The following is a 23,705-nucleotide window of genomic DNA, read 5'->3' on the forward strand; positions in this document are numbered from 1 at the left end:
CTCTACGGTTAAACAGGCTTATCATACATTTAATTTTAGATAAGGCCTTGTTGTGAACCTCAACTCCACCCTTAAGATTACCCAACGTAAGACACTAGACTCAACGTTTAAAATTACTGAGCGCCAGTCGACGGTTTCCACAGAGATTTATGCTGGATTCATTACTTTCCTAGCAATGAGCTACATTCTAGCTGTTAACCCAGCTATTTTGGGCGATATTCCGGGCATGAATCATGGTTCGGTCTTTACGGCAACGGCATTAGCTGCAGCGATTGCAACGCTAATCATGGGTGTGTTTGGTAACTACCCAGTTATGTTAGCGCCCGGCATGAGCATGAATGGCTTCTTTAAGGGTATGCTGTTAAGTGGTTCTATTGCACTGGTATGGCATGAGGCACTGTTTGGCATCTTCTTATCTGGCGTGGTCTATCTGATTTTCAGCTTGACCAAAATTCGCCGTAATATGATAGAGGCGATTCCAGAAGACTTGAAGTTGTCGATTTCGGTTTCACTGGGCCTATTTATCGCATTTCTAGGTTTGAAAAACGCTGGGATTATTGTTTCAAACCCAATTATTTTAGTCAGCATGGGCGACATCACTCACCCACCAGTAATGATTGCATATATCAGTATCTTCATCGCATTGGCATGCATGATTCGTAATATTAAACTAGCAACGTTTATTTCGTTTGTTTCTGCCATTATCTTAACCATTTTTGCTGATTTCATTCTTGGTACCAGCTATGCGCCACTACCAGAGCAGTTGGTTTCTATGCCGCCGAGTATCGAACCAAGCATGGGCGCGATTTTTGATCTGTCTGGTTTCACGGCCGACAAATTGATGGATTTGCTGTTTGTTGTCGTGATCTTTTTCATCGTCGATTTCTTCGATGGTTTAAGTACCATTGTTGGTGTAGGACGTGATGCAGGGATTATCAGTAAAGATGGTAAAGTGCCGAATGCACGTTCAGCGCTGGTTGCTGATGCTGGTGGCACAGTGATTGGTGCCTTTTTGGGTACTACCTCTATCACCGCCTTTTCTGAGTCTGGTATTGCTTCGTCTCAAGGTGCTAAAACCGGTTTAGCCGCGGTGGTGGTGTCTGGATTATTCGTGCTATCACTGTTCTTGTTCCCACTGTTTTCAGTTTTCTCGGCTGCGATGGTAGCACCGGCGATGGTGGTGGTGGGTGTGTACATGATTGGTCGCATTGGGCAAATTAATTGGGAATGCACCGAATCACGCATTTCTGCATTTTTCACCATCATGTTTACGGTGCTGAGTTTCTCACCAGCAAATGGTATGGCGATGGGCTTTATCAGCTATGCGTTCTCTATGGTTGTTGCAGGCAAAGGCAAACAGGTTCACCCACTAATTTATGGTTTGTCGGTATTGTTCCTTGTATTCCTATTTTTGACTTAAGATAAACAAATAGAGAGAAGCCAGCGCAAATGCACTGGCTTTCTTTATGCTTTGAAAATGCAGTCTATGCTTTATGTGAGGCCTTGATGAAAAAGGAGCGAGTATGGAATTGCGCAACGAACGTGGTGATGTGACTCACTTGGCTGATGATCTTACTCTAAAAGAGATCGTTGATATGGGGCTGTCGATTGAACTGACAGACAAAAAACAAAACCCTTATGAGCATTGGGAAAACATTCCTGACTCTGATGAGTAAGTGCTTTGAAACGAAGGCCCTAATAATGTTAAGGGCCTTTTTTCTGTCTTACAGTGAGCTTCATTGAGGAGTTCAATCTTCTCCTTAACCATTTGCAATGGACGTGAGTATGTCATCTGTTTTTCCCGTCGTGTTAATCATGCAAAAATTGCTGACCGAAGCAGGGGAGAGTACCCAAGCACGAGAGATGCAGGCATACATGAAGATAGCTAAGCGGTTTTATGGTGTGAAAGCCCCGGAACGAAAGGCGATCTTTAAGCAGGCTCAAGCCTATAGCCCAATAGATACATTTGAAAAGTATACGGCATTGATCCGATGGTTATGGAGCGGTCAGTATCGTGAAGAGCAATATTTGGCACTTGATGTTGCCGAAGGGTATTCCTGCTTTCGAACGGTGGCAGCAATGGATCTGTACGAAGAGTTGATCTTCAGCGCTGACAACTGGGACGTATTAGACCGGCTGGCAGTCGGCCTTGTTGGACCGTTGTTACTGGAGCACAGTGATTTGGAAGCGCGTGTGGTTAAATGGCGCACAGACTCAAATATGTGGGTGCGCCGTGCCTCTCTATTGGTGCGCCTAAAACATAAGCAAGCCACCAATGTGGTATTGCTCGAAGAAACCATACTGATGTTGGCTCAAGAGGAAGATTACTTCATTCGTAAAGCCATTGGTTGGGTATTGCGAGAGTACAGTAAAACCGATCCCGCATACGTGAACGAGTTCTTAAGAAGGCATGTGCTATCGCCGCTTTCATACCGAGAAGCGACAAAAATTATGGTCAAATCACTTTCTTGATCTTGAGTTGATAACCGAGGCTGGCACACAAAACGATGACCGCAGGTACTAGCATCGCCAGCGAGCTTAGAATGTTAAGAAGGCTAGCGCCGACAAAAGCACCGCTTAAAAACGCAGCGAGAATGGCACTTTGAATCGTAACTTGGCGTGTATTTACCTGTTTACGTACCAGTAACTGACCGATGGCGGAACCCAAATCTGACACAATGCCCGTTAAATGCGTTGTTCTTATCACCGAGCCGCTGTACGTTGCGATCATGGCGTTTTGTAACCCACAGGCAAAAGAAGCCAGCATTTCGCCCATAATGGCACCGTGGTAAAAGAGATAGGTGGCAGCGAAAAGCACTATTGCTTCTAAAAACAGCGCGATTCCGTAGCGTCGTCCAAGCTTTAACGCTTCATTTTTGATTATCATACCGCTGGTCACTGCACCAAAGAAAAACATCGCGACCAGCGTAAATAGATACGTACTTGTACCATCATCGCCAACGCTGAGAGCGTTCATCGTTTGGGTGAGCGTTCCTGTAACGTGTGAAACAGCGTTATTTGAAAAGGTTAATAGTGCGATGGCATTAATGTAGCCCGCACTAAAGGCTAATGATACCGCACCAAGTAGTATCCAAAGAGGAATGCGAGTTAACATTACAAAGTAACCGTTAATTAATGGTTGGAAAAGCGGCGCATTCTATCAGGATATTGCACCTGTTTCATGGTTATTTGTAATGCAAGTGGAGGCTGCCACTTATGAGGTAGATTAGTGTTGAATATTTAGTGTCAACTGGAGATCTAAAGGAGTAGGAGCAAACCGTTTATGCAGTTGGCTTTTTACATGCTCTAGCTCTTCAATTTTTACGGTGTTGCCATGTTTGGGGTGATAGTTTAGGTTAAGACGCAATTCTCGACCTACTTTGGTTAAGCCAGTTATCTCAATAGGGTGCCCTGTTGCCGCACTAATCGCGTTAACATTCTTGTTGGCAAGCTCAGTAATTTCTTTACTTGGTGACATCATTAAGAGTTCTCTTGTTGAACTGCGTAGCATATCAAGGGGCACTTTTATGAAGTAAAATGACATAATACACATCATCAGCGGGTCGGCGTAGACTGCCCAATGCGCAAACGGTGAACGTGAGATAAACCCAGCTACTATAAAGCCAGCCATAACAGCAGCGCTCAGTAGGGTATCCATTTGCCACTGTTTAGCTTCTGCGTCAATGAGGTCAGAAGAGAAGTGATGGCTCTTACGTTGTATTACCCACCAACCAAATCCGCAGCCAATAACGTTAATGAGTCCAAATAGGGTCGCAATAGAGGCATCAATTTCACGGCCGCCGCTAAATAGAGCGGCAATAGCGGCATAAAGTGAAAAGGCGACAACCGTCAAAATAACGGATGCTTTGATTGCAATAACAACAGGTTCAATTATGGCTCGTCCAAAAGGGAAGTCGGCATCCGAAGGTTTTTGAATATATCTAGAGGCCAATAGCGACAATAAAGTTAACAGTAAGCTGACTAAGGAGTAGGCGCCATCAAAAAGAATAACTAACGACCCCACCCACAAACCGAGCAAAAGACCCCCAATAGCAAACAGCGAGGCTAAGAACGCTGAAAAGGTAAGCACTTGTTTTTCATTGTTACTTGTTCTGGCACACATAAAATATCTTCGATAATGAACACATTCACATTGTTAAGTGCTGGCCGATTTATTACAAATCCTATCTGTTGCTCAAACGTTAGCCAACATGGCGATCATATGTTTATTCTTATATATCAATTAATTACATATAAATAATGCTGCCAATATTTTTGACGGTCACTGAGTGGGGTCACTGAATGGATGAGCTTGGCGGGTGAGGAATGTAGGCTTACCTTGAGCGGCTAACACGGCGGATAACGTTATCAGTAAAGGGAGCGAGAGAAAATTGGTATAACGGATGCTGATGAGATGTCACTCGCAAAGCATGCCGCTTTGTGTGTGAAATACCGATATCTAAAGGTATTTTGTTGAGTCGATACACCACTATTTTTCCGCATGGTCACAGATGACGACAACTTCCATACTTTCCGTTATTCAAACGATAGAAAACAGCCTACCTGATGTTCTGTCTGTTGAGTTGATTGCCGCTCGTAGTGGCTTGTCGCGTTCATACCTTCAACGCCAATTTAAGCAGGCAACGGGGCTGACGATTAGCCAATACCAGCGTTATCGGCTGTTGAGCCTCGCGGCGGAGAAAATCGCTACAACGAACCTACGTATTCTCGATATTGCGATTGAATATGGTTTTGAATCACAAGAGGCGTTTGCCCGAGCATTTAAACGGTTTGCAATGGTGGCACCGAAAAATATACGAAACCAGCCATTGTGGGCAAAAAGGCTGGCTTGTCAGCCTATCGACAAGGCGATGCTGGATAAGCTGTCGGTAATTCGAGCGTTAGACATGCGCGATGAAGAGCACCCTGCTATGCGTTGGGCCTGTTATGCAATTCGGATTTGCAGTGTAAAGAGGGATCCCGTCGTAATTGAAGCTAGAATTCAGTCTGTATTGGCGAAATTTTTAACTAAGCACTATGCTGCTCAGTTTAATTTGTCCACATTAAAAGTACTCGAGTTTGTTGAGCACTATCAATATGCGAGTGCAAGCTTCCCGCTTGCATTGGGCTTTCCGGTTGAAGAAGAAGCCCCAATTCCTGCTGACATGTTTGAAGTGAGATTACCAAAACGAAGGATGACGAGCATTGAATTGCCGGATACTGGTTATATTTCTGCCTTCTTTTTCTATTTGGCCACACGATGTTATGAGGAGCAAAAATATCAAATAATGGAACCGCCGTACTATTGGTCTTTGGCTGAAGATAATGTTTCGTTGCGAATGTGGTTTCCTGTACGTGAGACAGAAAATGTTGAGAGTGCGGAAGACATTGTTGGTAAGCACACCTTGTTAGACGCGGTAAGCATGACCGTTCCCGTCAGCACTAAAGTCATGATGCTTTCGCCAGAAAAACATGTTGGCTCCCGACGTTTGTCAACATTGTTCAGTGACTTTCCTGAGGCACTAAAGCAGGTCGCATTACAGAGTAATGGCTTAGTATTATTTGGTGACCCGTCTCAAAGTGAAGAGGCGCACTATCAGGTCTATTTTTCTGATGAGGGAAGTACAGAGTATCAGCGATTATCTGGAATGTATCTCGTTTCGGATTGGCAGGGGGATGATATCAACGCAGTTGAAAATGGTGTTGAGCGTTTGTATCACGCGCTACATCATCATTCGAAACTCTACATCGCTTCAGGCGAAGAAATTATTCGCTCTCTTCACATTGACGAGCAGCGTTTTGCATTTCAGTTATTAACGCCAGTGAGGCGACGTAGAGGGCGGTAGCGTAGTCGTAGCCCAGTCGGAACAGATTATCTGGGCTACCTTGGATTAGAAATTGTTCATTCGAATCGTTTGGGTTTGCGGCGCATTATGGGCAAACTTAATTTGATCCATGGTAGGCATGCCTTGCAGCAGTGGATCGTTGGAGTAACCAAACCCTTCGCTGGGTATACCTCCTGCACCAAACGAGAGCGTCATGTTTTGGTCAGTATCTTGGAAGGCAAATATGGCATAGTGCCCTGCTGCTAGCTCCTCTATTGTCACACCTTGTGTCACCTCTTCCACCGAATAAGGGCGAGCATGCACACTTGCTCCACCCATTAGGTCATCTTTCTCGTCATACACCATGACAAACACCGGGGAGGTTTGATCGACCAGCTGCTTTATTTCAATGGTTAATGGCATTGGTCCGGTGTTGACACCAGCGCTATCGACGGTTGGTGCGGGGGAATTAACCAGTCCGAAATTTACTGCAATCAGCGCTAAAAATGCCGTGGCGGTGAGCAGTCGATTACGCTGCTGAGTGGCGGCAGTGGATTTGCTTTCTCGTTGCCATGCGGGTATCCACAGAGTCGCGGTTAAAAGAGCAACGGCAATCAGATAGACGGCCTCGTAGCGTATTTCATTAAGGAATGGGGCGGCGACATAAATCAGCACAGCTTGCCAGCTAAACACATGAAGCGAATGACGACCTAGATAACTGAGGGGTCTAAATACGAGTACTTTGGGATAGGATTCAATAATCAACGCGATAAGGTAAACCCAAGTGGCAAGGTTTAGTAAGCGTAACCAACCTAATTCGGGTTTGCTGGCTTGCGAGTAGAGGACACCTTGATGAATACCATACTGCGCAAAAGCACCATGGTGAGCGACAAATAGCAGTGCTGCAATGATCAACGCTACAACAGTCAAGGCAGGATGACGCCAAGAAAAACTCTCTTTGTGTTGCAAATAACCGAGTGCAGAGCCTGCTATAAATAGTAATTGCCACGCGAAGGGGTCGAAGTAACCCGTTTGAACTTGCATCTCGGGTGAAATCGCTTTAAACAGCGGTAAGAGCATGGCATCGCTAATGGAACCACTTGCTAGCCAGATGCCAATACTGATGAGTAAGACCAGCCACATAAGCCCACGGCGGTAAGCAGCGATAGCAACGGGGAGTATCAACATGAATAGAACGTACAGCGGCAAAATATCGAAGTAGTTCGGTTTGTTGATTAAAAGCGCACTAAGAATGGACGTCTCAAGGGGTGCTACGAGTATATTGGGTAGATTCGGTCCCATCAGGTGACGTGTTGAAGGTAGGTTATATACACAGAAAACCACCCAACCACATACCGCAAGCAAACAAAGCAAATGGTAGCGGTAAATGGTAAAAGCACGGCTGAAGGCCTTTTTACGAACGTCTAACGATGTAAGCGATGGTTTACTATAAATGGCTCCCGCTAAAAGCGCAGAAATGAACACAAAGCCTTCCGCAGAGCCGAATTGTCCTAGGGGCTGTTGAGTAAAAAGTTGGAGGATAGAGCGCCCGCCACTAATCCAAATTAAATGGTTAATTGTCATCAGTACGAGCAGCAAACCGCGAATGCTGTCTAATGCAGGGATTCGTTTCATTTTTTTCTCCTTAATTAATAGACAAATTGATTGTGTAGCAAGGAAAATGAAAGATCTGACCGAATGTGCGCTTGTTGACTGTTGCGGTGTTTATATTCATCATTGGTATAAACTATGAGCGATCAGTAACGAGTAATGCCTAGATCATTGTTTGGTGCATTTATTGAGGATGAAGTGAATAGCGTTTATTTGATGTTGGTAAAGTGGATATAAAACATGGAAGACAAATATAACTCAATATCAGTGGTAGTAGATAGAAAGGTGCTGCCAGGAAAATTGGAAGAGTTTAAAGGCTATATTGAAAATATTATTGACGCATCCAGCAAGTATTCTGGTTACCTGGGCACTGATGTCATCAACCCTGAGGGAGAGAACCGCTATATCATTGTTTTTAGGTTCTTATCTAAAAAAGAATTGGATCACTGGACGGCCTCTGAGGAGCGGGATTTTTGGATCAAAAAAATTGATCAAGTGATCGAAAAGGCAACACAACCTATATCACTCACCGGTATGGAGCGCTGGTTTGTTGTCTCTAATTCGAGTGATTTTGTTCCGCCGCCAAGGTATAAAATGGCGATAGTGACCTATCTAGCGATTGCGCCCACATTAATGATCTTTGATCTGCTGTTCGGTCAGTACTTTGCTAGTTTACCGAGGTACTTGATATTTTTCGCGACGAGTCCATTTATTGTTGCTTTAATGACTTATGCTGTTATGCCAATGATGACCAAAGTATGTAATAGTTTTTTATATTCCAAAGCGAAGCCTAAGCATAAATGAACGTAGCTCAGGTCGGTATTGCATGCTTCTAGCTTGGCAGACTAAAAATCAAACAAGTAGTCGCTTAGCTTATCGATTAACCACGTCATCCCAGGGTGCTCTTGCATGCCGGCAGATGAGAACATGCAGTACTCTTCTTGGGTTAAACCATAAGTATGTTTGATCACCGCGAGGGTCTCTTGACGGAGTAAGTGACGTATCAGTGGTTCAGGTAATACTCCCCATGCATCTTCAGTTTGGATCGTGTTGAGCATGTAATCAAAACTGGAGAAACCGATGTATTTGCGAGAGAACGGTTGAAGTTCGGGATTATCTTTTTCATTAAGGTATGCGATTGAGGCTTGCATTGCATTACGTAGATCATCATCGCTAACTCGGCGCTTCTTACTCAGAGGGTGGCCAGCTTTACAGACAGACATCATTCGAATTTTACCGATAGGTTGCGAGACGATGCGAGGGTCATCAATGCGCTCGTAATCAACACCAAAAGCAAAATCGACTTGCTGTGTTTCGACTAAGTTGGCCAAATCACCACTTGATGCCAATACGATGTTGAAAGACGTTGCTGCAAAACGCTTATTTAGTTGATGGGATAGGTCTTGCCAAAGATCATCAGGCAGTGAGTCGTCTCGTGCTATCCATACCTCAGCATTAAATTCGCCAGATACCTGTAAACAAGTTTGCTTGATCCGTGACTCGGTCACCAAGAGGTTTTCACAGTCTTTGAAAATGGCTTTACCCGCTTCAGAGAGCATAACCTTGTTTCCGGATCGCACAAAAAGTGCCACATCGAGTTCTTTCTCTAAGGCTTTAATGGCCATACTAAGGCTGGTGCGGTTGCACTCGAGTTGACGTGCCGCTTCTGAAATTGAGCCAGTATCTGCAATGCGGCAAAAAGCCGCTACCTGTGATAGGTTCATCGGGTGTCCTGTTCTCTTGCCTAATCACAGGATACCGAATTTTAAAGGATTTTCCAGACATACCGTCAACTCATTGTCGGCGTATTTTTGCGCTAATCAGCAAACTCATCATCATGACCAAGGTAACTCATCATTATGCTAATCATATCGGCTTTGCGCTCTGTCGTTGCGAAGCTTGCTTCAATTGCGTTAAGGGTTAGTTGGCCGAGCTCATCATGGGTTAAATGGTGAGCCTGCTGCACTGCTAATAGGTTGTCGAAGATGTCGGCATTAAAATAGCTGGGTGAATCACTGTTGATGGTGATACATAAGCCTTGGCGTAGCAACTGGGCAATATTGTGCTCTGCAATGTTATCCACCACACCAAGTTTGACGTTAGATATTGGGCACATAGTGAGGGGAATGCGATGATTTAAGAGATGTTCTACGAGCGTGCTATCTTGCGTTGCACTAACGCCGTGGTCGATGCGATCAACTTGTAATTGCGTTAGCGCCTGCCAGATGTACTCAGGCCCTGCGCTTTCACCGGCATGAGCAACGGCTTTAAAGTCCAGTTGACGAGCGCGGGCGAACACCTCTCTAAACAGTAGCGGAGGGTAACCGGGTTCTGTCGAATCTAATCCGATTGCATGGATAGTGTTTCGATAGTTGGCGAGTTCTTCAAGAAGTTGCATCGCTTGTGGCTGAGGCTTATCACGGAGAAAGCAGGCGATCAGTTGGTGGCTGATCTGATATTCATTTTCTGCTTTTTTAAGGGCTTCGCTGATCCCCGCAATTTGAGTTTCTAGTGTAACACCTCGGGATATGTGGGCTTGGGGGTCAAAGAAAATTTCACAATGCATAACGTTATTCTCAGCACATTGGCTGAGGTAGTGCCATGTCAGGGTAAAGAAGTCTTCTTTGCTTTGCAGTACCTGACAACCTAGAAAATAGAGTTCTAGGAAATCGTCCATGGAATCAAATTTGTAAGCTTCTTCTAGCGCACTGAGTGTGGGGTAGGGCAAAATAATGTTGTTTTTGTGCGCTAACTGGAGCATTAATTCTGCCGTCATTGCTCCTTCAATGTGTAAGTGAAGTTCAACTTTAGGCATTTGCTTAAGAAAAGATTCCATGTCACACCATTTTTGATTGTTTGCAGATAAATATAGCTACAAATGGCCCAAATAGTGTGAGGAATTTAGGTGAGCTAAGCCATAGGGTTTAGCTCGTTGGTCAATGAGATTAATCGAAGATTAAATTGTCCATGATCGGGATAAGTCGACCAATTTCTGGCTTGGTAACTGTGTCGTTAGCACCAAGCTGCATAGCTTTATGGCGGTTGTCATCACTCATTAATGAAGAGAACATGACAATTGGAAGGGTTTGATAAGTGCTATTTTCACGTAGTCGCTTCAGCAGGTGCATACCATCCATTTTGGGCATTTCAACATCGCTGACGATAGCGTCAAGCAACTCAGTCACTTGGCTATTTTCATCCTTAGAGATGCGTTCAAACTCGATTAATTTCTCAAGCGCTTCTCCTCCATCTCGTGCCGATATAATATTGTATCCGGCAGAGCGCAGCGTGTTTTCAATGAGGCTTCGAATGAAGGCAGAGTCGTCCACCACCATGATAGTTTTCCCCGCTCGGCGTGATATGGTTTTCTGATGGCGATCAACGGCACTGTCAGTGTTAATATCATATTTTTCCATGCTAAGTTCAGGGTTTATATCCGCAATGATTTTTTCAAAATCAAGGATCATGATTAGCCGTTTGTCTTGACGTACAACAGCAACCACACAATCTTGCTCTCCTGACTCTAAGAACTGGCTTGGAGATTCAACCTGTTCCCAAGAGATACGGTGAATACGACTGATGCTGTCGATGAGAAAACCATTCGTCATATTGTTGAAGTCGGTAACAATAACAAATTTGTTGTCGTTATTGTCGCGAGTAGGAACACGTAACCAACCCGCCAGGTCAACAAGTGGAGTGAGTTTATCGCGCGATGAAAAAACACCAATCATATGAGTTTGGGCGTTAGGGTAGTCCGTCGTTTCTGGAACTTGTATCACTTCGCGCACTTTTGCGACGTTAATGCCGTAATGGCAGGTTTTAGTTTCTCCATTCGGAAGTATTTTATGTAGATGAAATTCAATGATTTCGAGTTCATTGGTACCGCTTTCGGTTAATATCGTACTGCTTAGATCGTCTTTATAGCTCATAACTGGTCACATCAAAAATGGCTTGCTAGTTTATTCAGCGACCGGAAATCCTAATTGTAGAAATCCGTTCTTAGAGAGTGGTTACTTCCATGCATAACATTTTGTTTTATTGGGCCAAATACTGTAATGCGCCAGAGCCGACTTGTCTATGTAGAGTGTCATTGGATGTGACGTAGAATGGTGATAGATGCGTCAGCAGCAGTGCTTGCTGACACAGAGTAATGGTGCAAAATGGCACGATATTTGGCGCACGTATGACGCCATTAAATTATACCCTTGAGGGTTAGCGAAATTTCCTTCCGGTATGCATGCCTTGTTTACCCGTTCCCCCTTGGTGGTGCTCGATGGTAACGCCCATTTCTTGAAGTAAAAACTGTTTCATGGCATCGGCTTCTCGACTATTCTCGGGGCGCCAGTTAGCAATTATTTTCGCTTTTTCACTATTCATCGTCCTGACTCTCTGTTGGTGACTAATTGGGGTAGTTATAAATATAGCAAATTCCAATACACCCACTATGCAACATGTCTCGCATGGTTGCAACTGGCTATTTAGGGCAAGAGATAGTGAGGGAAAATAAGGCAGCGTTAGGTTGCTGCCTTTTGTCGGCGGTTCAGCAATTAACGAATTGAGCGGCTACGAAGTTCAAAGATGAGCTTTTCCGCACTGCATTCGAATTGAATATTGGCGTTCAGTTTTCCGTCAACATAAGCTGACTGTACGGTGACGCGTTCATTGACTTCGTTTGCTAGCACAACAAATTTGTTCAGCTCTTGAACTGCTTCTTCTTGAGATGGGGCTGTAATGAAGACGTTGGCAATATCGTCCCCTTCTTTGATGATAAAGCCCATTTCTGCGCTCACACCACATGCTTCGCATGTTTCTAATTCATTTGTTTTATCTATCATTTTAATATTCCTTTGGAAGACTTAGTGCCATTTTATCGTGTTGCTTCGTTAAGAGCTACCACTGCAATGACATGTGTATTATTTATATTATTCAAGTGCTGATTAACCAGTTTCAATGCCATGTGTTGCATTGATGTAAAATTGTGTAACGTTTGATTCTACATATAAAAATAGTCACAAAAATAAGAATTGAAGGGCTATTCCGTTATTTCACCCCTCAATTCGCGCTAATCTAAACAATAACAGTTGTAAGGGGGCGTCATGAATCAGAAAGTTTTAACAATTAGTCAGGTACAATCTTTTGAGTACCCTTGTGCTGTTCAGGTGTGGGTTCAATCTGTTAAACAACAAGCGCAGTGGCAGGATAAAAAAGAGGTCATGTCTTTCCGTCGCCTGTTGTTGCAAGATTACCTTCCAAACTTAGAGTGCTATGCGATTCGAAACGAGAAGCAGCAAATTTTAGGGCTTATTGGCCTTGCGAATAAGCAAGTGTTTCTGTTATCCGTATTACCGGGTTACCAACGAAATGGCTTGGCCAAGCGGTTGATAAACTACGCGATTAATGAGTTTGGTGTTTACAAGGTAAATGTGCCGGCTTCTAATCGCCCAGCATTAGAGCTATTTCATGCGCAGGGCTTTTACAGTGTTGCCCGACACGACAAGGATTATATAGGTAGGGCGATGCCTTGGTATCAGCTCGTGCATTTTTAACTATGCGTAAACACTGAGTGACAGTGCTCCTTTACAGCCAATCAAAGAAAAGAATGGTTGAGATATGACAAATACGACCTTCATGCCTAAACCCATTGTAATGGCATGGAGGTTTTTTTATGCAATCGATAGAGTTTAATCCGCTTGGAACCGATGGCTTCGAGTTTGTTGAATACACTGCGTTGAGTGCTTCTGGTATTCAGGATCTAAAGCAGTTGTTTACAATGTTAGGTTTTGCGCTCATTGCTAAACATCGCCACAAAGCTGTTTGGTTGTATCGCCAAGGTGATATTAACTTCATCATAAACGGTGAAACCTGTGGTCAGGCTAAGCAATTTGCTACGCAACATGGCAGCAGTGTTAATGCAATGGCTTTTCGTGTTCACGATGCTTCTGTTGCCATGGAATATGCCATCTCTAAAGGGGCAAAGCGAATGCCCTATCAATCTGGTCCGATGGAGCTTTCAATACCTGCGATTGAAGGCATTGGTGGCGCTTACCTCTACTTTGTGGACCGATACCATGATAATGGGTCAATTTACGATATTGATTTTGTCTACGTTGATGATATTGATCGCCGTTTGGGTGAAGCAAGTGTGGGCTTAATCTCGATTGATCACCTCACGCACAATGTTTATCGTGGCAATATGGCCAAGTGGGCTCAATTTTACGAGCAGATCGCCAATTTCAAAGAGATTCGTCATTTTGATATTCAAGGCAAGATGACGGGACTGCTATCGCAGGCCATGACCTCGCCGTGCGGAAAGATACGCATCCCGATTAATGAATCTCATGATGATAAGTCGCAGATCGCTGAATACCTGAAAGCATATAAAGGTGAGGGAATTCAGCATATTGCACTCAGCACCAATGATATTTACGCCACTGTACGTAAACTGAAGCAAAACGGCGTGAGTTTTATGAATACCCCAGACAGCTATTACGAATTAACGGAGCAGCGTTTACCTGGGCATAACGAGGCTATCGATCAGTTAAAAGCGTTAAGGATATTGATTGATGGTGATGCGAGTGGTTTGTTGCTGCAGATTTTTACGGACACCGTTATCGGCCCGGTGTTTTTTGAAATAATTCAGAGAAAAGGGAATCAGGGCTTTGGAGAAGGAAATTTCAAAGCCCTATTTGAGTCGATTGAACAGGATCAGATTAAGCGCGGAGTGTTACGACCGACGGATGAAGATTAAGCGGCTTGCTGTTGGCCTTTCCATTGAAAATGATGATTGGGTTTTTTCTCGACCAAACCTTGCTCGAGTAGACGAAAGAAAAGTTCATCAACCTGATCGCCTGAAAGGGCAAAGTGCGCGGCGACCGCTTTCTTCTGACACGGAATCTGGGCGGTACTAATCAGATGAATAACGTTTTGTGTAAGGTCATCGTGTGTGGGTAGCCATACTGCAGATTTGTGCATGACTGCAGTGCTGGGGAACTCGGTTGTTGTTGAAGGTTCAGCATAAGGTGAGCTACTTTCATGTGGTAGTTCGTTTATTTGCGCGGCTTTTGGGGCGGTGAGCATGTCACCGAGTGGGTGAGAGGCCTCGTCGCTTGAGTGGAATGTTTTCACATTGGTCGCTGCATGTGGTGAGGTATAGGCAGCTTCACTGTTGGCGTAGCCGTGGCGGAACCTCAACTCTTCACCAATGAGACCAACGAAAAAAGCAGCAAACAGGTCGAGCAGAACAGATAAGAAGATAACTAAACCCAGTTTAGCGGCACTGAAGCTAAGGTTTAGGCTATTGGCTAATCCGTCAATTAAGCCCAGAACAGATTCTTGGCGTCGTATGGGCAGAGTGTCACGCTGAGTAGCAATAGCAAGGATCTCTTGCTGTAATTCGCTGTTTTCTTTTTGTATTCTAGCTAACCCTGTAGTTAAGCGATCCAATGCGATATAACGCTCTGCCGCTTGGTTATTTAACGCAATTTGAGCTTCAAGTGCGTCAATCTGGCGGTCAAAACTGGTGAATCTATTCTCTTCTGTCGTCGCATATTGTGCAATGGTATTGGTGGCGCTGTTGATTCCGCCAATGCTGCCACCAATGGAAATAATGGCAAGAACCGCGTAAAAGCTAAGCGCGACCATTGAGCCTGCCATATTGCCGTGGGCACGGCGTTCGCCATATTCATACCAAGCAAAGAACTTACCGAGTTCGAAGATAACTGCGAGGCTGCCGAAAAGTACTTTCATGCTTAGGTTGTCATCTAACGACAAAAACAGCAGAAGAGAAAAAATGATTGAGGCAAGTATCGACGCGCCGGTGAAGCTGTAGACGCTAGCCAATGCTAATCGTCCTTTGGGGCGGCGGGTGACTCGTATAGAGCTTTGCATGATGGAAGACCTAAGCGTTATTGGCAGTGCATTGCCATTGGTGATGTGTTGCCATTATAAAAACTTAAAGCGACAGCTCCATGCGAAACATTCAAAATTGATTTAACTGCTGAAATTTAAAACATTATGCTTTCATTTTGTACAAGCTAGGTTTGATTTAGCGTGGAGTTATCCACTGTTTCTGTGCATAACCTTGGGGAAAATGTTGCATCATAATGTTAGGCAGTGATTAATTTTAATCATACTGACCAATAAATAGGGCGAATTATCTCAAAATCAGCAGTGTTATCGCGTTATCATGTGTAGAATATAGGAAAACACGACAGAGCAGGTATAGTATGGCTCGTACGCTTATTTACACGTATAAAGATGAAACAAAGTCGATCCCTTTTAGCTATCAGCAATATAGGACGATTCAAGAGGCAGCGGCTGCAGCGGAAGGCCTTGACATCCAAGGGTTCCTTAAAATGGAGCAGCAACTAGAGATGGCCACACGAGATACGAAAGCTGTTCGTAACTATCGTGATAATTATTTCAGTGATTTGGGATTTAGTCAGATAACGCTAGCTCCAAAGGAAAAATAATCAAGCAATCTGATCTTATACAGGTTTGATTGTATATTTTAACAACATTATATTCATGAACGGATGAGAACTATGTCAAGCTTAACAACAGACATTGAAAAGAACACAGCTTTGTTTTTTGAGCAAACTAAAGTAACACAGCTCGTGTGGGGTCTTTGTAATGAAGATGAAGGATGGTTGTCTGTCGATTCCAGTGAGTTTGAGTCGTCTGAAGTAATGCCATTTTGGTCTTCAAAAGAAGAAGCCCAAGCCCAGTGTGCCGACGAGTGGACTGAATTCACGCCAACAGAGATCCCATTAGATGTGTTTGTTGAAGATTGGATGATCACGCTGGCAGAAGATGGTGTTCTGGTTGGTTTGAACTGGAATAACGAGCTTGAAGGTAAAGAAATGGAACCTACCGATGTAGCGAAAGGTTACCTTTAATTGTAATGTGGTAGGTTGCTAAAAGAGGGGAGCGAAGGCTTCCCTTTTTAGTTTGTTTTATATTTCCTTTAAAATATTTGTTCATGATGGTTTGAATGGATTAGCCTTAAATAAGGCCTATCCTGCAACGCAAAGTGCACATGACAACGACACCGATACTCTATTCGCTGCAAAACTGTCCGTATGCAATGCGGGCACGTATCGCTATTTTTAAAGCCAAGCAACAGGTATTAATCCGCGCAATAACGCTTAGCAATAAACCCAAAGAGATGTTGTTGGTTTCTCCTAAAGGAAGCGTACCCGTTTTAGTTTTACAAGAGAATGGATCCTCTAACACAGTGAAGGTGATAGAGGAGAGTTTGGAAGTGATGCTTTGGGCATTATCGCTAAATGATCCTGATAACCTTTTGTGTGCAGATGACGATGAGGCGTTATCAGCAATGATGACCTTTATTGCTCGTTTTGAGCATGAATTCATTCCAGCATTAAATGCATATGGCTGCGCTAAACGTTATCACGATGAAAATGAGGATGAATGCCGCCATGCTTGTGAAGTTTACTTAGCGTCACTTGAAAGCCGTTTAATACAGTATCCCTTTCTGTTTTCTAGTCATGAAAGCTTAGTGGATATCGCGGTATTGCCCTTTTTACGTAAATTCGCGCGTATTGATAAGGCATGGTTTCGGCAAAGCCCCTATCCGAGGCTGCGCGAATGGCTAAATGGTTATTTGCAGAGCCAGATGTTTTCAAAGGTAATGGCAAAGCATGAGCTTTGGTTAGACAATCGAGAAAACATTAATTTTGGTTATGTTTAAGCGACTAACTTCGGCATGACGCTGTAGCAGAGTCGCCTGTGAATCAAGCGAGTTTCTGGCACTTAAAGAAAATGAAATTTGGATTCTTTGATAAGTGTTCATAACGCTCTGGGTCTATCTCTTTAACCTTATCAGACACCTCACCTTCTGAAACTTGCGTTATGACTAAGCCATTTTGGGTCAATGCGTTGGTGATTTCGGTTAGTGAGCGGCGGTAGAATGTCACTTGTACAGGCTCGCCGACCGTATCCCACTCCTCTTGCACTAATTCGCGCTCAAAATAATTGCCTGATTTCGAGCACTCAAAGTCCGCAAATGGGTGATGAGTTGAAAACACAAAAGTGCCGCCCGTTTTTAGCACACGGTACACATTGCTAAACAATGGGCGAAGATCTTTGAGGTAATGCACCATTAGCGGAGAGATAATCAGATCGGCGCTCGCATTAGGCTCATGCGGTATTCCATGAGAAAGATCTTGTGCATAAGCGACAACCTTTTCGCTTACCCCTGCTTGTTCAGCTTTTTCTTTTACCAGCTGAACCATTTCCTCAGCGTAATCGATACAGGTGACTTTATGGGCTCCGTGGGCAAGAAGATACTGCGTATAAACACCAGAACCACAGCCTAGATCAATCACATCAAGATCAAGCAGTGCAGGTAGCATTGCTTGGAGTGTTGGGCGTTCTAGATTTGCATTGTAAATATTGTCTTGAATTACGTTGTCATATTTACTAGCGAATACTGAGTACATATCTGATTTCATATTATTTTCTCTATTTCCACGGTATGATTAGACGTGATTGAGGGTAAACTTCTCTATTGCTAATGCCACACCATCTTCAGCGTTGCTGGCAGTAATGTAGTCGGCGAGCTGTTTTATCTCTTCTGAGCCGTTGCTCATGGCAATACCCAATCCAGCGTATTCAATCATGTGGGCATCGTTGCCTGCATCACCAATACAGATCACTTCTTCTTGTGCAATACCGAGGTACTCTGCTAGCGCCGCAACACCAAGTCCTTTGTTAGTTTGCTTATTTAAGATCTCTAAGAAGAAGGGTGCACTGCGCACTACCGTAAATTGTTCATAGAGCTCAGCAGGTAGCTCTTCAATGGCTGGAGAGAGAATGCTCTCGTCATCAACAAACATGACTTTCTGAATGACATCATCATCGCTTAACGCGTCGAATGGCATCACTTTAATCTCTAACCCGTTAATGCGCCCTTCTAGATCGGTATATTGATTACTGTTGGGTGTAATCAATCCATGCTGTTCACTGAACGCATGAATATTAAGGTTTAAGTCGCGTGCTAACCCTGCAAGGGCCTTGGCGTCTTCGCCTGAGAGGGCATAGCTACGAATGATGTTACCGGTTTGAATGTGCTTTACTTGGCCGCCATTGTAAGGAAGAACAAAATCACGCTCAGTGTTCATATTTAGCTCGGCTAAATAGTTAGCTAACCCTTCTGGTGGGCGACCAGAAGCTAAAACGACGTAGATACCTTTGTCTCTAGCTTGAGCAATCGCCTGTTTGTTGCGCGGACTGATTTCGTGTGAAGGGTTAAGGACGGTGCCGTCCATATCTAAAGCGATTAAGCGATACATCATAATTCCTGTTGTGTATAACAACGCGCATTGTAGAACAAGTGCATAGAAAAAACGATGTAAATAGCTATATTAGTAAGGTTGAGCTTTGAGTCTTTATTGGTACTATACCGGCTGTTATTCATCTAGCAGGACCCTTTTAATGACACCAGAGCAAATGCCGATCCTTAAGACAGCCATCCACCCTCAGGTGGCGGGCGAACAAGGGCGTGTTTTTACGCGCCTAGCAACCCGAGCCATAGTTATACGCGATGATAAGATTCTTCTATTATACACCCAGCGTTACGATGACTATAGCCTGCCGGGGGGAGGGGTCGATGATGGTGAGCAGATAGAAGCTGGCTTTATTCGTGAACTGATGGAGGAAACAGGGGCGACAGGAGTGAAAAATATCACCCCATTGGGTGTTTATGAGGAATACCGTCCTTGGCATAAACCCGATTTTGATACAGTTCATATGCTCTCATATTGTTTCTTCTGTGATATTGATGACGATCTAGGTGAAACTCAGCTTGAGAGCTATGAGATCAAAAACGGCATGCACCCTGTTTGGCTTACACTTCAAGAAGCGATTGCTCATAACGAAGCCACGTTGGCCAATAGTGAGAAAAAGGGCTTATCGGTGGAGCGGGAAATTTTCTTGTTAAAAGAGGTGATACGCGTTTGTTCTCAAGTCGGTAAATTGAGTTACGTTGCCTGATTTATGTGTAGATACTGATACATTTAGACATCTAAGGACTTTATTTTTAAAAAAGTCTTAGATGAATGATGACCGGAGAGGTGAAATAGATTTATTAGAATGATATTAGTGGCTTACGTCCAATATGCGCATTGCATCCCCGTTGTGTTTTTATTCCAAAACTGATGGAAACGAGACGCTTTATCCTACCAACGGTTATATTTGGGGGCGGCCTATGTTAGTATGTGTGTGATCGTCCTCACGAATTATTGTAACAAGTGAGGAAAATGCACGGCTCACAGCCCTTAAAAAAGCGAACTAATACATGTCTGATTTGACAACCGCTACCTACCCCTCATCTGTTCAAGATGCGGACTACTCTGCCATTCACCCACCCTCTATTATCCAAGCGCTAGAACTAAGAAATCCTGTTTTCCTGCTGAGTGGAAGTTTTCTTTCACTGTTTATTCTTCTGGCGTTGACCAACTCATCTGCATTGAGTGCAGTTGTAAATGCTGGCTTTGGCTATGCGACACACTATTTTGGTGCCTTTTGGCAAGTTTTATTACTACTGAATTTTATTATTGGTTTGGCGATTGCGTTTGGCAAAACCGGTAATGTTAGGCTTGGCGCTATGGCTAAGCCAGAACTCGAGACTTTCAAGTGGATCTCGATTGTTCTTTGTACACTGTTGGCTGGTGGTGGCGTTTTTTGGGCCGCTGCTGAGCCTATTGCTCACTTTGTCTCTGCTCCGCCGATTTACGCGGATAGTGCGCTTGATACGCGAACAATGGCGTTTAACGCATTGTCTCAATCGTTCATGCACTGGGGTTTCCTTGCATGGGCCATTTTAGGCTGCCTTTCATCTGTTGTTTTAATGCATTTGCATTATGATAAAGGATTACCGTTAAAGCCACGTACGCTGTTGTATCCTATCTTTGGGGACAAGGCGATTAATGGGCGTATCGGTAACATTGCTGATGCATGTAGCATTATTGCTGTTGCTGCGGGTACGATCGGTCCAATTGGCTTTTTAGGCTTGCAAATTAGCTATGCATTGAACGCGCTATTTGGCTTTCAAGATACTTTCCTTACTCAAAGCCTTGTCATTCTATTTGCTATCGCTATGTATACGTTGTCTGCACTGAGTGGTGTGAACAAAGGTATTCAAATTGTTAGCCGTTACAATATTATTTTGTCATCAGCATTGATTGGCTACATTTTGTTGTTTGGCCCAACTGGCTTTATTGTTGATGGTTATGTGCAAGGTGTTGGTGGCATGCTGGATAATTTCTTCCAAATGGCATTGTTCCGTGGCGATACAGGTTGGTTGAGCTGGTGGACTGTTTTCTTCTGGGGATGGTTTATTGGTTATGGGCCGATGATGGCGATATTTATTGCGCGTATTTCTCGTGGCCGTACTATCCGCCAGCTAATTTTTTCGATTAGCATTGCCGCACCTCTGATCACTTGTTTTTGGTTCAGTATTGTTGGTGGTAGTGGCTTGGCGTTTGAACTGGATAACCCAGGGGTAATTTCAACGGCCTTTGAAGGATTCAACTTGCCAGCCGTGTTACTTGCTACAACGGGTCAGTTACCGTTCCCAATGATCATTTCGGTGTTGTTCTTGATCTTGACCACCACGTTTATTGTTACAACGGGTGATTCAATGACCTATACCATCAGTGTTGTGATGACGGGTTCAACAGAGCCGAACGCTATGGTGCGCTCTTTCTGGGGTATTATGATGGGTGTTGCCGCTATTACCTTGATCTCGATGGGCGAGGGCGGAATTACAGCGTTACAATCCTTCATTGTCATTACTGCCGTGCCAGTATCGTTCATTCTGTTGCCGTGCTTATGGGAAGCGCCAAAGATTGCATCGCGTATGGCAAAAGAGCAAGGCATTGCTTAGATAGCGATTGTTTTGTTGTCCATTGTAGTGAAACAAACAAAAGGGAAGCGAAAGCTTCCCTTTTTGTGGTTGAATTAAAGCACGTTCGTGCTTAATATGATGTATTAGCGTTTGTTCTAATGGGCTGAAGATGATAACGAAAGCAGAAGAGACCCGTTTACGCATCTTAAATGTCGCATTTGAGCATGCCAGTGAATATGGGCTAGAAAGCCTGACGATTGGCGGGCTGGCAAATCTAGTTGGTATGTCAAAAAGTGGATTGTTCTCGCATTTTAAATCTAAGGATAATTTGCAGATCAGCGTACTTGAATATGCTGGACAGATTTTTTCGCAGCGTGTTGTGCAACCTGCGCGTTGTCAGACACACAATTCAGTTGAAGAAAAATTGCGAGTGTTGCTTCAACACTGGCTAGAATGGAATCAATCACTGCAAGGTTCATGCATGTTCCTTAACTGTTGGCGTGAACTTCATCCACATACCGATGACGTGCAAGTGGCGTTAGAAGGACTAACTCGCCATTGGTTAGAATACTTGTATCGTCAGTTTAAGCGGGGTGTTGAGCAGGGTGAGTTTTCTTCTGATTTAGACTGTTGGCAAGCCGTATATCGAATTTACGGTATTTACCTGAGCAGTCAATTTTTTGCTTCAATGGCGATGGAAGGCGGTAATCGTGAACGGTTTTGGGCAGAGGTTGATGTAGCGTTTTCCTCTTGGCTTAAGAGCAAGTAGTGCGTTTTGATTTAATGGCGATGGTGACTTAATGTTTAATAAAAGCACGGTCGTTCTGCGGGGGGGGAAGTAAGATATGAGCAGTAAAATTTATTTTGAGCAACCTGGTAAAAAGTCATTGCGACGTTTGATGGTGGGGGCGGTGACCAAGCTCCACCATGCGGTTGCACCTCGGCACGCAACAAAAATCGCAAAAAAGGTGTTTTTAACACCGGTGAGAATGACGCGAGATGTTGAACAGCCAAAAGGTTTGCAACAAGCAACGTTAGCAACCAGTGAAGGGCAGGTAACCACTTATAGTCTTGGTCAGGGGCCAACAGTGCTGTTTAGTCATGGTTGGTCTGGGGCGGCGAGCCAGTTTTTTCCGTTAATGGAATTTGTTGTCGCAAATGGCTATCAAGCGGTTGCATTTGACCACATTGGTCACGGCAATAGCCATGGTGTTCGTGCATCCTTGCCAGCGTTTATTGCGGTGACGGAGGCATTGTTAGATCATTTTCCGCGTTGTGTTGGCATCGTATCACACAGTATGGGGACGGTAAGTACCATTGAGAGCCGTCATCAGTTGGCAGAGACGTTGCCACTACTATTGGTTGCACCAGCACTAAATTACACGGAAGGAATGATGCAAACGGTACATCGCTCTGGTTATTCAATGAGAGCGTTTAAGGCCGTTATTGATGATCTAGGAAAGCAATATCATTTACCGTTTGAGTCGGTTGACCCGCTAAAACGATTGGAGAAGGGCGGCCGCCCAGTGAGTATTATTCATGATACGAACGATCGCTATGCGAGCTACCCACATAGTGAGCTTGCCAGCCAATTGGCACATGTGGAGTTAGTGGCAACTCAGGGACGTGGGCATGGCCGTATTCTGCAAAGTGAAGAGATATTTGCACTAACCACGCGATGGTTAACACAGTTACCTGTTAATCGTGCCCCTGCTGTGGATGAAACAGTATGTGCTTAAATGCATTGGCGAAGTGGTGTTTTGCATTACTGTCTATCACTTGTCCATGAGAAAGAATGATCCGTTCAAAAGGCCAAGAGAGTATCTCTTGAATGGATTGGCGGAGCTGGCGTTTGTTTTTAAATGTATGGCGTAGGTAGTAAGGCATCGCTGGATGGGTGTAGCAACCGTTCAACAAACCGACCAGTGCAGTTAACGGATGGCGACTATGCAACCAGGCTAAGGTATCACCTAGAAGCAAGGTTTTTGATTGGGGGTCAAAGAATATCACCTCCTCAAATAAATCATTACCTCGTAATAAGGTTTGGTGTAGTTCTCCTTTCCACTGTGTGGCGGTGGTTGCGCCTAACGCATCATCAAAGGTGATATCGGTGCGTTTTTGTGCCAGACGTGGTGGAGAAAAGAAGTAGGCATCGCGATAAGCTAGCCACCACTCAGCGAGGAAGAGATGGTGGCGATGGTTAGGGGTAACAATAAACGCAATTTGTCCAAGTTTGGACAAAGAGAGTTGCAGCTCAGTGGTCAACTCGACAGGGGAGTGAATAAAAAGTTGTTCATTGGCGAGCTTTATTACCGTCATGCGAGTGCCGATAGGTGTTCCCCAGCATGATAAGGCTTGGTCAACGAACCACACTCGGCCTGGACACCATTCCTGCATTC

General features: G+C 44.2%; 26 protein-coding genes. 14 read left to right on the forward strand and 12 right to left on the reverse strand.

The features are described 5' to 3' along the window. Positions 1–52: 52 nt before the first annotated feature. From ACKLNH_RS08055 to ACKLNH_RS08065, 3 genes are all read left to right on the forward strand, one after another. The gene (locus tag ACKLNH_RS08055) at positions 53–1,420 is read left to right on the forward strand and encodes an NCS2 family permease (RefSeq protein WP_413111747.1); all 1,368 of its coding nucleotides are present in this window, start codon (positions 53–55) and stop codon (positions 1,418–1,420) included. Between the two features lie 103 nt (positions 1,421–1,523). Next, on the forward strand, positions 1,524–1,676 hold the full coding sequence (locus ACKLNH_RS08060) for a hypothetical protein (protein WP_413111748.1): 153 nt from the start codon (positions 1,524–1,526) through the stop codon (positions 1,674–1,676). Between the two features lie 109 nt (positions 1,677–1,785). Continuing rightward, positions 1,786–2,472 (forward strand): DNA alkylation repair protein, encoded by a 687-nt coding sequence (locus ACKLNH_RS08065; RefSeq protein WP_413111749.1) that lies wholly within the window; start codon positions 1,786–1,788, stop codon positions 2,470–2,472. Here ACKLNH_RS08065 and ACKLNH_RS08070 read toward each other — a convergent pair. Further along, positions 2,456–3,115, reverse strand: a complete 660-nt coding sequence (locus tag ACKLNH_RS08070) for a YoaK family protein (RefSeq protein ID WP_413111750.1) — start codon at positions 3,113–3,115, stop codon at positions 2,456–2,458. The genes ACKLNH_RS08065 and ACKLNH_RS08070 overlap by 17 nt on opposite strands. Positions 3,116–3,226: 111 nt before the next feature. Continuing rightward, positions 3,227–4,123 carry a cation diffusion facilitator family transporter gene (locus tag ACKLNH_RS08075; RefSeq protein ID WP_413111751.1) on the reverse strand — a complete coding sequence of 299 codons (897 nt, stop codon included), beginning with the start codon at positions 4,121–4,123 and terminating at the stop codon, positions 3,227–3,229. Positions 4,124–4,511: 388 nt separating this feature from the next. Between ACKLNH_RS08075 and ACKLNH_RS08080 the strand changes: the two genes are divergently transcribed. Further along, complete coding sequence (locus tag ACKLNH_RS08080; protein WP_413111752.1) at positions 4,512–5,846, forward strand: helix-turn-helix transcriptional regulator; 1,335 nt, start codon at positions 4,512–4,514, stop codon at positions 5,844–5,846. 45 nt (positions 5,847–5,891) lie between these two features. Here the strand turns inward: ACKLNH_RS08080 and opgC are convergent, their stop codons facing one another. Next, on the reverse strand, positions 5,892–7,460 hold the full coding sequence (gene opgC, locus ACKLNH_RS08085; protein ID WP_413111753.1) for an OpgC domain-containing protein: 1,569 nt from the start codon (positions 7,458–7,460) through the stop codon (positions 5,892–5,894). Positions 7,461–7,676: 216 nt separating this feature from the next. Here opgC and ACKLNH_RS08090 point away from each other — a divergent pair, with 216 nt between their 5' ends. Further along, positions 7,677–8,240, forward strand: a complete 564-nt coding sequence (locus ACKLNH_RS08090; protein ID WP_413111754.1) for an antibiotic biosynthesis monooxygenase — start codon at positions 7,677–7,679, stop codon at positions 8,238–8,240. 41 nt (positions 8,241–8,281) lie between these two features. On the opposite strand, the gene ACKLNH_RS08095 is transcribed toward ACKLNH_RS08090, so the two are convergent. The 5 genes from ACKLNH_RS08095 to ACKLNH_RS08115 form a co-directional block, all read right to left on the reverse strand. Then, complete coding sequence (locus tag ACKLNH_RS08095) at positions 8,282–9,160, reverse strand: LysR family transcriptional regulator (protein WP_413111755.1); 879 nt, start codon at positions 9,158–9,160, stop codon at positions 8,282–8,284. A 92-nt stretch (positions 9,161–9,252) separates the two neighbouring features. Continuing rightward, a complete protein-coding gene (locus ACKLNH_RS08100; RefSeq protein WP_413111756.1) occupies positions 9,253–10,272 on the reverse strand; it encodes an adenosine deaminase in 1,020 nt (339 codons plus the stop codon). A 109-nt stretch (positions 10,273–10,381) separates the two neighbouring features. Continuing rightward, entirely contained in the window at positions 10,382–11,365 is a 984-nt protein-coding gene (locus ACKLNH_RS08105; protein ID WP_413111757.1) for a chemotaxis protein CheV, read from the reverse strand. A gap of 283 nt (positions 11,366–11,648) precedes the next feature. Next, positions 11,649–11,813, reverse strand: coding sequence for a hypothetical protein (locus ACKLNH_RS08110; protein WP_413111758.1), 165 nt, complete (start codon positions 11,811–11,813; stop codon positions 11,649–11,651). 170 nt (positions 11,814–11,983) lie between these two features. Further along, positions 11,984–12,271 (reverse strand): DUF406 family protein, encoded by a 288-nt coding sequence (locus ACKLNH_RS08115; protein WP_413111759.1) that lies wholly within the window; start codon positions 12,269–12,271, stop codon positions 11,984–11,986. 261 nt (positions 12,272–12,532) lie between these two features. Between ACKLNH_RS08115 and ACKLNH_RS08120 the strand changes: the two genes are divergently transcribed. Together ACKLNH_RS08120 and hppD are read left to right on the forward strand one after the other, a co-directional pair. Then, complete coding sequence (locus tag ACKLNH_RS08120) at positions 12,533–12,982, forward strand: GNAT family N-acetyltransferase (RefSeq protein ID WP_413111760.1); 450 nt, start codon at positions 12,533–12,535, stop codon at positions 12,980–12,982. 119 nt (positions 12,983–13,101) lie between these two features. After that, positions 13,102–14,184, forward strand: a complete 1,083-nt coding sequence (gene hppD / locus ACKLNH_RS08125; RefSeq protein ID WP_413111761.1) for a 4-hydroxyphenylpyruvate dioxygenase — start codon at positions 13,102–13,104, stop codon at positions 14,182–14,184. On the opposite strand, the gene ACKLNH_RS08130 is transcribed toward hppD, so the two are convergent. Next, positions 14,181–15,323, reverse strand: a complete 1,143-nt coding sequence (locus tag ACKLNH_RS08130) for a Preprotein translocase subunit SecY (protein WP_413111762.1) — start codon at positions 15,321–15,323, stop codon at positions 14,181–14,183. The two genes, hppD and ACKLNH_RS08130, sit on opposite strands and share 4 nt — an antisense overlap. 338 nt (positions 15,324–15,661) lie before the next feature. Here ACKLNH_RS08130 and ACKLNH_RS08135 point away from each other — a divergent pair, with 338 nt between their 5' ends. The 3 genes from ACKLNH_RS08135 (at position 15,662) to ACKLNH_RS08145 (ending at position 17,148) form a co-directional block, all read left to right on the forward strand. Continuing rightward, positions 15,662–15,907: a DUF2960 domain-containing protein gene (locus tag ACKLNH_RS08135; protein WP_413111763.1), complete on the forward strand. Its 246-nt coding sequence runs from the start codon at positions 15,662–15,664 to the stop codon at positions 15,905–15,907. Between the two features lie 72 nt (positions 15,908–15,979). Further along, on the forward strand, positions 15,980–16,333 hold the full coding sequence (locus ACKLNH_RS08140; protein ID WP_413111764.1) for a DUF2750 domain-containing protein: 354 nt from the start codon (positions 15,980–15,982) through the stop codon (positions 16,331–16,333). Positions 16,334–16,473: 140 nt separating this feature from the next. Then, entirely contained in the window at positions 16,474–17,148 is a 675-nt protein-coding gene (locus ACKLNH_RS08145) for a glutathione S-transferase (RefSeq protein ID WP_413111765.1), read from the forward strand. Positions 17,149–17,191: 43 nt separating this feature from the next. On the opposite strand, the gene ACKLNH_RS08150 is transcribed toward ACKLNH_RS08145, so the two are convergent. Together ACKLNH_RS08150 and yidA are read right to left on the reverse strand one after the other, a co-directional pair. After that, a complete protein-coding gene (locus tag ACKLNH_RS08150) occupies positions 17,192–17,911 on the reverse strand; it encodes a class I SAM-dependent methyltransferase (RefSeq protein WP_413111766.1) in 720 nt (239 codons plus the stop codon). Between the two features lie 27 nt (positions 17,912–17,938). After that, a complete protein-coding gene (gene yidA / locus ACKLNH_RS08155) occupies positions 17,939–18,751 on the reverse strand; it encodes a sugar-phosphatase (protein WP_413111901.1) in 813 nt (270 codons plus the stop codon). Between the two features lie 157 nt (positions 18,752–18,908). On the opposite strand from yidA, the gene ACKLNH_RS08160 reads away from it, so the two are divergent. The 4 genes from ACKLNH_RS08160 (at position 18,909) to ACKLNH_RS08175 (ending at position 23,045) form a co-directional block, all read left to right on the forward strand. Next, entirely contained in the window at positions 18,909–19,451 is a 543-nt protein-coding gene (locus tag ACKLNH_RS08160; protein WP_413111902.1) for an NUDIX hydrolase, read from the forward strand. A gap of 304 nt (positions 19,452–19,755) precedes the next feature. Then, positions 19,756–21,345, forward strand: coding sequence for a BCCT family transporter (locus ACKLNH_RS08165; protein WP_413111767.1), 1,590 nt, complete (start codon positions 19,756–19,758; stop codon positions 21,343–21,345). Between the two features lie 133 nt (positions 21,346–21,478). After that, positions 21,479–22,075, forward strand: a complete 597-nt coding sequence (locus ACKLNH_RS08170) for a TetR/AcrR family transcriptional regulator (RefSeq protein WP_413111903.1) — start codon at positions 21,479–21,481, stop codon at positions 22,073–22,075. 76 nt (positions 22,076–22,151) lie between these two features. After that, positions 22,152–23,045 carry an alpha/beta fold hydrolase gene (locus tag ACKLNH_RS08175; RefSeq protein ID WP_413111768.1) on the forward strand — a complete coding sequence of 298 codons (894 nt, stop codon included), beginning with the start codon at positions 22,152–22,154 and terminating at the stop codon, positions 23,043–23,045. On the opposite strand, the gene ACKLNH_RS08180 is transcribed toward ACKLNH_RS08175, so the two are convergent. Beyond that, positions 23,005–23,703 (reverse strand): DUF4336 domain-containing protein, encoded by a 699-nt coding sequence (locus ACKLNH_RS08180; protein WP_413111769.1) that lies wholly within the window; start codon positions 23,701–23,703, stop codon positions 23,005–23,007. The genes ACKLNH_RS08175 and ACKLNH_RS08180 overlap by 41 nt on opposite strands. Positions 23,704–23,705: the final 2 nt, after the last annotated feature.

Source organism: Thaumasiovibrio clandestinus (assembly GCF_047250365.1).
Lineage (GTDB): Bacteria > Pseudomonadota > Gammaproteobacteria > Enterobacterales > Vibrionaceae > Thaumasiovibrio.